Source organism: Actinocorallia lasiicapitis (assembly GCF_054778695.1).
The window spans coordinates 1-11048 of record NZ_BAAGZI010000179.1 but is presented as its reverse complement, the minus strand read 5'-3'; the positions used below and the strand labels follow the sequence as shown (position 1 = coordinate 11048).

At 70.6% G+C, this 11048-nt stretch carries 10 protein-coding genes; 7 read left to right on the top strand and 3 right to left on the bottom strand.

The window, feature by feature from the left end; all coding sequences use genetic code 11:
- Nucleotides 1-171 precede the first annotated feature (171 nt).
- Nucleotides 172-660 carry a MarR family transcriptional regulator gene (locus ACYVE7_RS19705; RefSeq protein WP_460366423.1) on the bottom strand — a complete coding sequence of 163 codons (489 nt, stop codon included), beginning with the start codon at nt 658-660 and terminating at the stop codon, nt 172-174.
- Between the two features lie 92 nt (nt 661-752).
- On the opposite strand from ACYVE7_RS19705, the gene icmF reads away from it, so the two are divergent.
- The 6 genes from icmF to ACYVE7_RS19675 all read left to right on the top strand — a co-directional run bounded on the left by icmF (nt 753) and on the right by ACYVE7_RS19675 (nt 8903).
- Nucleotides 753-3944 (top strand): fused isobutyryl-CoA mutase/GTPase IcmF, encoded by a 3192-nt coding sequence (gene icmF, locus ACYVE7_RS19700; RefSeq protein WP_460366422.1) that lies wholly within the window; start codon nt 753-755, stop codon nt 3942-3944.
- Nucleotides 3944-4642, top strand: coding sequence for a helical backbone metal receptor (locus tag ACYVE7_RS19695; protein ID WP_460366421.1), 699 nt, complete (start codon nt 3944-3946; stop codon nt 4640-4642). The genes icmF and ACYVE7_RS19695 overlap by 1 nt, the downstream gene beginning before the upstream one ends.
- A gap of 10 nt (nt 4643-4652) precedes the next feature.
- Nucleotides 4653-5717, top strand: coding sequence for a WD40/YVTN/BNR-like repeat-containing protein (locus ACYVE7_RS19690; protein WP_460366420.1), 1065 nt, complete (start codon nt 4653-4655; stop codon nt 5715-5717).
- A complete protein-coding gene (locus tag ACYVE7_RS19685) occupies nt 5714-5992 on the top strand; it encodes a MoaD/ThiS family protein (RefSeq protein ID WP_460366419.1) in 279 nt (92 codons plus the stop codon). Before ACYVE7_RS19690 ends, ACYVE7_RS19685 begins: the two co-directional genes overlap by 4 nt.
- A gap of 78 nt (nt 5993-6070) precedes the next feature.
- Nucleotides 6071-8320: an ATP-binding cassette domain-containing protein gene (locus ACYVE7_RS19680; protein WP_460366418.1), complete on the top strand. Its 2250-nt coding sequence runs from the start codon at nt 6071-6073 to the stop codon at nt 8318-8320.
- Between the two features lie 19 nt (nt 8321-8339).
- Nucleotides 8340-8903, top strand: coding sequence for a GNAT family N-acetyltransferase (locus tag ACYVE7_RS19675; protein ID WP_460366417.1), 564 nt, complete (start codon nt 8340-8342; stop codon nt 8901-8903).
- Nucleotides 8904-9007: 104 nt separating this feature from the next.
- Here the strand turns inward: ACYVE7_RS19675 and ACYVE7_RS19670 are convergent, their stop codons facing one another.
- Nucleotides 9008-9754, bottom strand: a complete 747-nt coding sequence (locus ACYVE7_RS19670; RefSeq protein ID WP_460366416.1) for an SRPBCC family protein — start codon at nt 9752-9754, stop codon at nt 9008-9010.
- Nucleotides 9751-10341, bottom strand: coding sequence for an ArsR/SmtB family transcription factor (locus ACYVE7_RS19665; protein ID WP_460366415.1), 591 nt, complete (start codon nt 10339-10341; stop codon nt 9751-9753). The genes ACYVE7_RS19670 and ACYVE7_RS19665 overlap by 4 nt, the downstream gene beginning before the upstream one ends.
- A 69-nt stretch (nt 10342-10410) precedes the next feature.
- Here ACYVE7_RS19665 and ACYVE7_RS19660 point away from each other — a divergent pair, with 69 nt between their 5' ends.
- Nucleotides 10411-10809, top strand: a complete 399-nt coding sequence (locus ACYVE7_RS19660; protein WP_460366414.1) for a PPOX class F420-dependent oxidoreductase — start codon at nt 10411-10413, stop codon at nt 10807-10809.
- Nucleotides 10810-11048: the final 239 nt, after the last annotated feature.

Sequence of the window (11048 nt, the reverse complement as noted above, 5' to 3'; positions counted from 1 at the left end):
TCGCCAAGGCCGCGGGCCTGCTGCGCCGCTCGGGGTTCGCCGCGGCCGTGGTCTGCGAGGACGGCCCGGCCCGCGATCTGGTCCGCAGCCAGCAGCCGGCGGGAGGACGCCGCTGGACCCCCGGCGGCGAGGTCGCGCTCTTCGTCCGCCAAGGCCACTGTCCTTAGAGGTTCAGCTCAGGTCGCCGACCGAGCTGCGCAGGGTGCGCAGGGCCAGGGTGAGGGCGGCGGCCTGGTCCTGGGTGAGGTCGGGCAGGGCGAAGTCGGCGTCGTGGAGGGCCGTGGTGGCGTCCTCGATGGTCCGGCGGCCGCGGTCGGTGATCTGGGCCAGGACGACGCGCCGGTCGTCGGGGGAGGGGGAGCGCGTGACCAGCCCGTTGCGCTCCAGCCGGGTGATCACATTGGTGACCGAGGCGGGCGAGACCATGAGGCGCTGGCCCATCTTGCCCATGGGGAGTTCGCCGGTGCGGGTGAACGCGAGCAGCCTGAGCGCCTCGAACGCGGCGAAGGTCAGGCCGTGCGGCTTGAGGATCGCCTCGATCCGGCTGAGCAGGAGCTGCTGGACGCGCATCACCGACGTCACGGCCGCCATGTGGTCGGCGTGGTCGGGCCAGCGGTCCTGCCACTGGCGGTAGGCCTCGGCGAGCGGGTCGAACGTCACGGGCTCACCGTAGCGGTGCTTGACGGGGACACTCCACGAGAAATACTTTAAAGGCTAAATATTGGACTTCAAAGTATCGCGGGAGAGATCCGATGGAACTGCACAAGCCGGTCCACCCGGTGCGGTTCGTGACGGCGGCCGCGCTGTTCGACGGCCATGACGCCGCGATCAACATCATGCGCCGCATCCTGCAGTCCCAGGGCGCCGAGGTGATCCATCTCGGCCATGACCGCTCGGTCCGCGAGGTCGTCGCCGCCGTGATCGAGGAGGACGCCCAGGGCGTCGCGGTCAGCTCCTACCAGGGCGGCCACGTCGAGTACTTCGAGTATCTGGCGCAGGCCCTGGCCGAGGCGGGCGCGGGCGAGGTGAAGATCTTCGGCGGGGGTGGCGGCGTGATCGTCCCCGAGGAGATCGCGCGGCTGGCCGCCGCCGGGGTGCGGATCTTCTCGCCCGAGGACGGCCAGCGGCTCGGCCTGCCCGGCATGATCAACGAGCTGGTCGCCTCCTGCGACACCGATCTGAGCGCCGCGCCGGCCGCGCAGGACGCCGTCCTGTCGGGCGACCGGCACGCGCTCGCCCGCACCTTCACCTGCCTCCAGGCGGGCCGCCCCCTCGACGGCGCGCTGGCGACCGGCCGCCGCGTCCCCGTCCTGGGCATCACCGGCACGGGCGGCTCCGGCAAGTCCTCGCTGACCGACGAGCTGGTCCGCCGGCTCCGGGTCGACCAGCAGGACAAGCTCCGCGTCACGGTCCTCGCCGTCGACCCGACCAGGCGGCGCGGCGGCGGCGCGCTGCTCGGCGACCGGATCCGGATGAACTCCCTGGACGGCGACCGCGTCTTCTTCCGCTCCCTGGCCACCCGCGGCTCCCGTGAACTGCCCGGCAACATCGACGCGATCGTCGCCGCCGCCAAGGCCGTCTCCGATCTGGTGATCCTGGAGACCCCCGGCATCGGCCAGGGCGACGCCGCGATCGTCCCGCTCGTCGACGTGTCCCTGTATGTCATGACCCCGGAGTTCGGGGCGGCCTCCCAGCTCGAGAAGATCGACATGCTGGACTTCGCGGACGTCGTCGCGATCAACAAGTTCGAGCGGCGCGGCGCGGCCGACGCCCTGCGCGACGTGGCACGGCAGCTCATCCGCAACCGGGAGGCGTTCGGCGCGCGGCCCGAGGAGATGCCGGTCTTCGGCACCAGCGCCGCGACCTTCAACGACGACGGCGTCACCGCGCTCTACCAGCATCTCACCGGGCTGCTCGCCGAGCACGGGCTCGAGCTGGAGGCGGGCGCGCTGCCGAAGGTCGAGGTCCGCTCCTCGACGAGGACCGCGCAGATCGTCCCGCCGGCGAGGGTCCGCTATCTCGCGGAGATCGCCGACACCGTCCGCGGCTACCACGCCGACACCGAACGGGCCGCCGCCGCCGCCCGCAGGCTCCAGCATCTGACGACCGCGCAGACCGAGCTCGGCGGGGGAGTGGAGCGGCTGGACGCCCTGGTCGAGGCGGCGCGCGAGGCCGTCCCCGCGCCCGACGCCGCGCTCCTGGCGAGCTGGCCCGCCACCGTCGCCGCCTACTCCGGCGACGAGCAGGTCATCGTGGTCCGCGACCGGGAACTGCGCACCCCGCTGACCCGGGAGTCCCTGTCGGGCAACCGGATCCGCCGGGTGTCGCTGCCGCGCCTCTCCGACCACGGCGAACTGCTCCGCTTCCTGCGCGCCGAGAACCTGCCAGGCCGCTTCCCGTTCACCGCCGGGGTCTTCCCGTTCAAACGCGACGGCGAGGACCCGGCCCGGATGTTCGCCGGTGAAGGCGACCCGTTCCGCACCAACCGCCGGTTCAAGCTGCTGTCCGCCGACGCCCCCGCCACCCGCCTGTCGACCGCGTTCGACTCCGTGACCCTCTACGGCCGCGACCCCGACGAACGCCCCGACGTCTACGGCAAGGTCGGCACCTCGGGTGTCTCGGTCGCCACTCTGGACGACATGAAGGCGCTCTACGACGGCTTCGACCTGGTCTCGCCCACCACCTCGGTCTCCATGACGATCAACGGGCCCGCCCCGACGATCCTGGCGTTCTTCCTCAACACCGCGATCGACCAGGGCGTCACGGCGTTCCAGGAGGAGCACGGCCGTGCGCCGTCCGCCGAGGAGGCCGCCGGGATCCGCGCCCGCACCCTCCAGACGGTGCGCGGCACCGTCCAGGCCGACATCCTCAAGGAGGACCAGGGCCAGAACACCTGCATCTTCTCCACCGAGTTCTCGCTGCGGATGATGGGCGACATCCAGGAGTGGTTCACCGAGCACGGGGTCCGGAACTTCTACTCGGTGTCGATCTCCGGCTACCACATCGCCGAGGCCGGGGCGAATCCGATCAGCCAGCTCGCCTTCACCCTCGCCAACGGCTTCACCTATGTGGAGGCGTATCTGGCGCGCGGCATGAGCGTCGACGACTTCGCGCCCAACCTGTCGTTCTTCTTCTCCAACGGGATGGACCCGGAGTACACCGTCCTCGGCCGGGTCGCCCGGCGGATCTGGGCGGTGGCCCTGCGCGACAAGTACGGCGCGAACGAACGCTCCCAGAAGCTGAAGTACCACATCCAGACCTCGGGCCGCTCGCTGCACGCCCAGGAGATGGACTTCAACGACATCCGCACCACCCTCCAGGCGCTGACCGCGCTGTACGACAACTGCAACAGCCTCCACACCAACGCCTACGACGAGGCCGTCACCACGCCGACCGAGGAGTCCGTGCGGCGCGCCCTGGCCATCCAGATGATCATCAATCGGGAGTGGGGGCTGTCGATGAACGAGAACCCGCTCCAGGGCGCGTACGTCATCGACGAGCTGACCGACCTGGTCGAGGAGGCCGTGCTGGCCGAGTTCGAGCGGCTCAGCGAGCGCGGCGGAGTGCTCGGCGCGATGGAGACCGGCTACCAGCGCGGCCGGATCCAGGACGAGTCGATGCTGTACGAGCAGCGCAAACACGACGGAACCCTGCCGATCATCGGGGTGAACACCTTCCGCAGCCCCCACGACGACGCCGGGCACGGGCCCGTCGAACTGGCCCGCGCGACCGAGCGGGAGAAGCGCTCCCAGCTCGACCGGGTCCGCGGCTTCCAGGAACGCCACCGGGGCGAGGCGGAACGCGAACTGGCCGCCCTGAAGGACGTCGTCCATCAGGGCGGCAACGCCTTCGCCGCGCTGATGGACGCGGCCCGGGTCTGCTCGCTCCAGCAGATCACCGAGGCGTTCTTCGAAGTGGGCGGGCAGTACCGCCGCAACATCTGATGCGGGTCGTCTCGCTCGTCCCGTCACTGACCGAGAGCCTGGCCGGGACGGGCACGCTGGTCGGCGTCACCGACTGGTGCACCCATCCGCCCGGGCTCCGGGCGGAGCGGGTGGGCGGCACCAAGAACCCCGATCTGGAGCGGATCGTCGCGCTCCGGCCGGAACTGGTCGTCGCCAACCAGGAGGAGAACCGGCCAGAGGACCTCCAGGCGCTGCGCGACGCGGGGGTCGAGGTGCTGCTGACCGTCGTCACCGGAGTCGACTCGGCCTTCACGGAACTGCACCGGCTGTTCCGCGACGGCCTGGGCCTGCCCGCGCCCGCCTGGCTCGGCGCGGCCGAACGGGCGTGGGCGTTCGACCCGCCCGAGCCCGCGCGGACGGCCGTCGTCCCGATCTGGCGGCGGCCCTGGATGGTGGTCGGGTACGGTACTTTCACCGGCGACGTCCTGCGCAGGCTCGGCGTCCGCAACCACTACGACGGCCACGCCGAGCGCTACCCGAAGATCCCGCTCGCCGAGCTGAACGCGGCCGCGCCCGAGCTTGTGGTGCTTCCTGACGAGCCATACCGGTTCACCGAGGATGACGGGCCGGAGGCGTTCTCCGGCCTAGAGTGTCGGCTGGTGAACGGTCGCTACCTGACCTGGTACGGGCCGTCCATGGTCGACGCCCCGGCCCACCTGCGGGCCGCTCTGTTCTAGGGAGGCCGAAATGCCCTTCACACTCGCCATCGGCACGGTCAAGGGCCTGTTCCTGGCCCGCTCGGACGACCGCCGCACCTGGGAGGTCAGCGGGCCGCATCTGCCGCTGTCGGAGATCTACAGCTTCGCGTTCGACCGCGGCCGGATGCTCGCGGGCGCCAGCAACCCCATCTACGGTCCCGGTCTCGCGATCAGCGACGACGGCGGCGCGACCTGGCGGGAGCGGGAGTCGTCCTCGATCGCCTTCCCCGCCGACACCGGCGCCTCGCTGGAGCGGATCTGGCAGCTCACCGTCGGCCCGACCGGGCGGATCTACGCGGGCACCCAGCCGTCCGCCCTGTTCACCTCCGACGACGACGGCGCGACCTTCGAGCTGAACCGCCCGCTCTGGGACCACCCGCACCGGCCCGAGTGGGGCGAGGGCTTCGGCGGCCAGGCCGTCCACACGCTGCTCCCGCACCCCGGCGACCCGCGGAGCGTGCTGGTCGCCATGTCGACCGGCGGCGTCTACCGGACGGCCGACGGCGGCGCGACCTGGACGCCGGGCAACACCGGGATCGAGGTGGTCTTCCAGCCCGAACGGTTCCCCGAGTTCGGCCAGTGCGTCCACAAGGTGGCCCGCGACCCGGCCGACCCCGACCGGCTCTACCTGCAGAACCACTGCGGCGTCTACCGCAGCGACGACGGCGGCACGACCTGGAAGTCGATCGCCGACGGGCTGCCCGGCGACTTCGGCTTCGTCATGGTCGCCCATCCCCGGCGCGGCGGGACCATCTACACCTTCCCCATCAACGGCGACGAAGGCGGGCGCTACCCGGTCGGGCACCGCTGCCGCGTCTACCGGTCCACCGACGCGGGCTCCACCTGGCAGCCGCTCACCGACGGCCTGCCCGACGAGCCGTTCTACCCGTCGGTGCTGCGCGACGCCATGTGCGTGGACGACGGCGACCCGGCCGGCGTGTACTTCGGCACCCGGTCGGGCGAGGTGTTCGCCAGCCCCGACGAAGGCGACTCCTGGGTGACGGTCGCCGCCCATCTGCCGGACGTCACCTGCGTGCGGGCGGTCGCGGAATGAGCGTGACGGTCGTCGTGCCGAGCGCCCTGCGGGCCGAGGCCGAGGGCGCCGCGCGGCTGACGCTGGAACGCTCGGGCACGGTCGGCGACGTCCTGGCCGAGATCGGGGAACGCTGGCCCCGGCTGGCCCGGCGGATCCGGACGGACCAGGGCGAACTCCGCCGGTTCATCAACCTGTACGTCGACGGCGAGGACTGCCGGGCCGCGGGCCGGGAGAGCGCGAAGGTGCCCGACGGGGCCGAGGTCGTGATCCTGCCGAGCGTGGCGGGCGGCTAGCGGCGCGACGGTTCCGATTCTGTCAGTGGCTCCTGATGGAATGGGCTCACAGTCGCGCCGACATGGGGGAGCCCGCTCGTGGAACAGAACATCGTGATCAGGGGAGCCAGGGAGAACAACCTCAAGGACGTCTCCCTGGACATCCCCAAGGACAAGGTCGTGGTGTTCACCGGGCCGTCCGGCTCCGGCAAGTCCTCGATCGTGTTCGACACCGTGGCGCGCGAGTCGCAGCGCCAGCTCAACGACACCTACCCGCCGTTCGTGCGCCGGTTCATGACCAAACACGAACGGCCGCACGCCGACGCGATCGAGAACATCTCGCCCGCGATCGTCGTCGACCAGAAGCAGATCGGCGCCAACTCCCGCTCCACCGTCGGCACCATGACCGACATCCATCCGCTGCTGCGCGTGCTGTTCTCCCGGATCGCGGCGCCCAACGCCGGATCGCAGGGGTACTACTCCTTCAACCTGCCGATGGGCATGTGCATGGAGTGCGAGGGCATCGGCCGCACCGTCCGCGCCGACCACGATCGGCTCCTCGATTTCGAGGGCAGCCTCAACGACGGCGCGTTCCGGCTGAGCCTGCTGGCGCCGGCCTTCTACACGGCGTCGGGGCTGTTCGACAACGACAAGCCGCTGAAGGACTACACCGAGACCGAGCTGCGGCTGCTGACCAGGGGCGATCCCGACAAGAAGATCAAGTTCAAGTGGGTGACGCCCGACGGCACCGTCAACGTCAACTACGAGGGCGTCTTCGACCGGTTCAACCGGCTCTACCTGAACCGCGATCTGTCCTCGCACAGCGCGCGGACCAGGGAGGCCGTCGAACCGTACATCGTCGAGGGGCCCTGCCCGTCGTGTGAGGGGCAGCGGCTCAATGAGGCGGTGCGGGCGTCGCGGATCGGCGGGCACAACATCGCCGACTACTGCGCGATGGAGGCGTCCGAGCTGGTCGAGGTGCTGCGCGGCATCGACGACCCGGTCGGCGGGCCGCTCGCCGCCGCCGCGGCCGACGCGCTCCAGCGGATCGTCGACATCGGCCTGCCCTACCTCAGCCTCGACCGCGAGACCGGCACCCTGTCCGGCGGCGAAGGCCAGCGGCTCAAGATGGTCCGGCATCTCGGCTCCAGCCTGACGGGGCTCACCTACATCTTCGACGAGCCGAGCGTCGGGCTCCACCCGCGCGACGTCCACCGGCTCAACGACCTGCTGGCCGGGCTGCGCGACAAGGGCAACACGGTCCTCGTCGTCGAACACGACCCCGACGTGATCGCGGTCGCCGACCACATCGTCGACATGGGGCCGCACGCCGGATCGCACGGGGGCGAGCTGGTCTTCGAGGGCAGTGTCGCCGATCTGGCGCAGGCCGACACCCTGACCGGGCGGTACCTCAAGCGCGGCACCACGGTGAAGCGGAACCCGCGCACCGCCACCGGCGCGTTCGAGGTGAAGGGCGCGGCCCTGCACAACCTCAAGAACATCGACGTCAGCATCCCGGCGGGCATCCTCACCTGCTTCACCGGGGTCGCCGGTTCGGGCAAGTCGACTTTGGTGTCGGAGGTGTTCGCCGTCCAGCATCCCGAGGCGATCGTGGTCGACCAGAAGGCCGTGACGGCCAACTCGCGCTCCACCCCGGCCAGCCACATCGGGATCTTCGACCCGATCCGCCAGCTCTTCGCCAAGGCCACCGGCGAGAAGCCCGGGATGTTCTCGTTCAACTCGGCCGGGGCCTGCACGGCCTGCCAGGGACGCGGCACCGTCACCGTCGAGCTGGCGTTCATGGATCCGATCACCACGGTCTGCGAGACATGCGAGGGACGGCGGTTCGCGCCCGAGGTGATGGAGCTGCGGCTCCGCGGAAAGTCGATCATCGACGTGCTCGCGCTGACGGCGGAGGACGCCGCCGACTTCTTCACAGAGAAGAAGATCCAGACTTCGCTGGCGGCCATCGCCGAGGTCGGGCTGGGCTATCTGACTCTCGGCCAGCCGATGTCGACCCTGTCGGGCGGCGAGCTCCAGCGGCTGAAGCTGGCGGGGGAGCTGCACAAGTCCGGCAGCGTCTACATCCTGGACGAGCCGACCACGGGCCTGCACATGTCGGACGTCGACACCCTGCTCGGGCTGATGGACCGGCTGGTCGACGCGGGCAACTCGCTGCTCGTCATCGAGCACAACCTCGATGTGATCGCCCACGCCGACTGGATCATCGACCTGGGGCCGGATGGCGGCAAGCACGGCGGCGAGATCGTCTTCGAGGGCACCCCCGAGCAGCTCCTGGGCTCCGCCGGCTCGCTGACCGCCGAATATCTCCGTAAGGTCGCCGGCTGATCGGTGGCAAGATCGGGGGATGCTCATTGTCTCCGAGGAGAAGATCGAACACACCGAGATCACCGCCGGTCTGTTCCACCTGCGTCCGCCTCGTGTCACCGAGGCGGCGCATCTGCTCGAACTCCGCGACGACCGCGACGTCGCGGTCTACACCCCGCGCCTCAACAAGGTCGCCGATCTCGAGGGCGCCCGGCTGATGTGCGAGAAGTTCGCCGACTGGACGGGCAAGGCGACCTTCTCGATCCTCGACGCGACCACCGAGGACTACCTCGGCCATGTCATGGTCTTCGGGATCGACCGCGAGGACCAGGTCGCGGAGGTCGGCTACCGGGTCATGCCGGCGGCCCGCGGGCGCGGCGCGGCGACCGCGGCGGTCCGCGCCATCACCAACTGGTCGTTCGCGGTCCTCGAAGTGCACCGCATCCGGCTGCTGCACGCCACCGACAACCCGGCCTCCTGCCGTGTCGCCGAGAAATCCGGCTACCTCCATGAGGGCACCCTGCGCTCCTCGTTCGTCGCCGGCGACGGCCTGCGCCACAGCGAGCACCTCCACGCCCGTCTCGCCACCGACCCCGCCCCCTGACCGGGCGGGGTGGACGCCGAACGGGCGGGCTCGCGGTGCGAGCCCGCCCGGGGCGGTAGGGACGAGGCGGCCCGGATCAGGCGGCCCGGATCAGGCGGCTTGGATCAGGCGGGGTGCGGGCCGAACAGGTCGGTCAGCCAGGTGTCCCAGGTGAGCTGCTCGTCGCGCGGGGTGAAGAGCTGGTGGCCCAGGACGACGGCGTTGCCGCGGTCGGCGCCGGAGTGGATGAACCGGTACAGGCCGTCGGGCGTGCGGACCCCCAGGTTGACCGGGAGGTTGCTGTAGAACACCTCGCCGGGCTGGCCCGTCGGGAGCAGCACCGGGTCGCCGACCGACGGGTTCCCGTTGGTGGACAGGGCCGTGGTGATGACCTTCCAGGCAGTCTCGGGGTCGGCGGCGTCCGGCAGGACGGCGGTGACGATCGACGACGGCGCCAGGCTCGGGAAGTAGCGCAGGTACTCGGCGAGGGTCGCGGAGTAGATCGCGGAACCGACCTTCAGCGCCTCGAACTCGGTCTCCCAGTCGTCGCCCAGCATCCCGCTGTGCACCATCCGCAGGACGGTCGTGCCGCCCTTCTGCGCCTCGATGAGGTACTCGAACGCCATGAACCGCCCGTCAGCGGCGGTCTCGGAGCGGGTGGCGAGCCGTTCGTTCGGCTCGTACGCGGTGATGGTGGCGTGCTCGGTGTGGCCGAGCATCGTCAGGTCGGCCGGCCCGCCCACCTCGGCGCCGAGCTCGGTGCGGCCCATGAACCAGGCGTCGACACCGGGACCGGTCGCGATGGCCTGCCACACCTGTTCCGGTGTGGCGTGAAGGGTGAGTTCCTGGCGGAGCTCGAACGGGTGTGTCATCCCTGCGTCTCCTTGATGCTCGGGTGGACGGCGACGACGACGCGGTGATCACGTCCGCCCTCGGCCGACTCGTCGTGGTATTTGCTGACCAGCCGCGCGACGGCCCCCGCCAGTTCCTCGGCGAAGGCGGCGCGGTCGGCGGCGGACGCGAACCTGATCTCGCCGTCCATCGCGAACGTGGCCACGCGCTTCTTGGCCTTGGCCGCCCCCATGATCAGGGCGCCGACGTCGCGGACCGTCCGGGCGGCGACGGCGAGCAGCCAGCTCGCCGACAGCGCGTCGGGTGACCTCTCCGGATCGGGCTGCACGGCGGCCAGCGCCGTCGGGGAGATCACGTAGGACGCGGCCGTCGCGCGCATGATGCGCTCGTGGACGTTGCCCTTGCGCCGCTCCTCGACCAGCTCGACCAGCCCGTGCGCCTCCAGGGTCTTCAGGTGGTAGTTGACCTTCTGGCGCGCCAGCCCGACCTTGGCGGCGAGCATCGTGGCCGAGCCCGGCTCGGTCAGCTCAGCCAGCAGGCGGGACCGCATGGGGTCCAGGGAGACCTCGGCGGCTGCCGGGTCCTCGATCACCGCGACTTCTTGCATGTCTCCAGGGAATCACCGAAAAATTGATTTGTCAAAGATGAGTTTCTTTATCGGCGCTACACTCCGACCATGCAGGATACGGAGCTGGACCGGCTCGCCCGGGGCAAGTATTTGCTCGTGACCACGTTCCGCAAGGACGGCCGTGCGGTGCCCACTCCGGTCTGGGTGATCAGGGACGGCGACGCCCTCGGCGTCTGGACCGTCGCGGACTCCGGCAAGGTCAAACGGATCCGGAACAACCCCGAGGTCAGGATCGGCCCCTGCGATCTGCGCGGCAACCCGACTGGTGAGGACTTCCCGGCCGTCGCGGTGTTCTGCACGCCTGAGCAGACGGTGTCCTACCGGAAGCTGCTGCGCCGCAAGTACGGCCTGCTCGGCGCGCTCACCCTGCTGGGCAGCCGGCTGCGCCGCGGCGACTCCGGCACCGTCGGCATCCGGATCACCCCGGAGGGGACCGACGCCGCTTGAGCGGACCCTCCAGCAGCAGCTCCCGGGGTCGTGCAGACTGACCAGGTCAGGCTACGCAACGGAATGTCGCGTGATTGGATGATCAGTCCGTAAGGGCGATCGGGGAGCGGTATGCGATTGAGGACCGGACGGCTCGGCAGGGGACTGGCGGCGCTGGCGGTGGTCGTGAGCGGCGTCGCCGCCTGCTCCGACGACGGCCCCGGCACCGCTCCCGGGACGTCCGCGCCGCCCCCGCCGCC

What these genes read in the sequence shown, in the direction of transcription:
- icmF (WP_460366422.1), top strand. Translation starts at nt 753, where the DNA reads ATGGAACTGCACAAGCCGGTCCACCCGGTGCGGTTCGTGACGGCGGCC.
- ACYVE7_RS19695 (WP_460366421.1), top strand. Translation starts at nt 3,944, where the DNA reads ATGCGGGTCGTCTCGCTCGTCCCGTCACTGACCGAGAGCCTGGCCGGG.
- ACYVE7_RS19690 (WP_460366420.1), top strand. Translation starts at nt 4,653, where the DNA reads ATGCCCTTCACACTCGCCATCGGCACGGTCAAGGGCCTGTTCCTGGCC.
- ACYVE7_RS19685 (WP_460366419.1), top strand. Translation starts at nt 5,714, where the DNA reads ATGAGCGTGACGGTCGTCGTGCCGAGCGCCCTGCGGGCCGAGGCCGAG.
- ACYVE7_RS19675 (WP_460366417.1), top strand. Translation starts at nt 8,340, where the DNA reads ATGCTCATTGTCTCCGAGGAGAAGATCGAACACACCGAGATCACCGCC.
- ACYVE7_RS19670 (WP_460366416.1), bottom strand. Translation starts at nt 9,754, where the DNA reads ATGACACACCCGTTCGAGCTCCGCCAGGAACTCACCCTTCACGCCACA.
- ACYVE7_RS19665 (WP_460366415.1), bottom strand. Translation starts at nt 10,341, where the DNA reads ATGCAAGAAGTCGCGGTGATCGAGGACCCGGCAGCCGCCGAGGTCTCC.
- ACYVE7_RS19660 (WP_460366414.1), top strand. Translation starts at nt 10,411, where the DNA reads ATGCAGGATACGGAGCTGGACCGGCTCGCCCGGGGCAAGTATTTGCTC.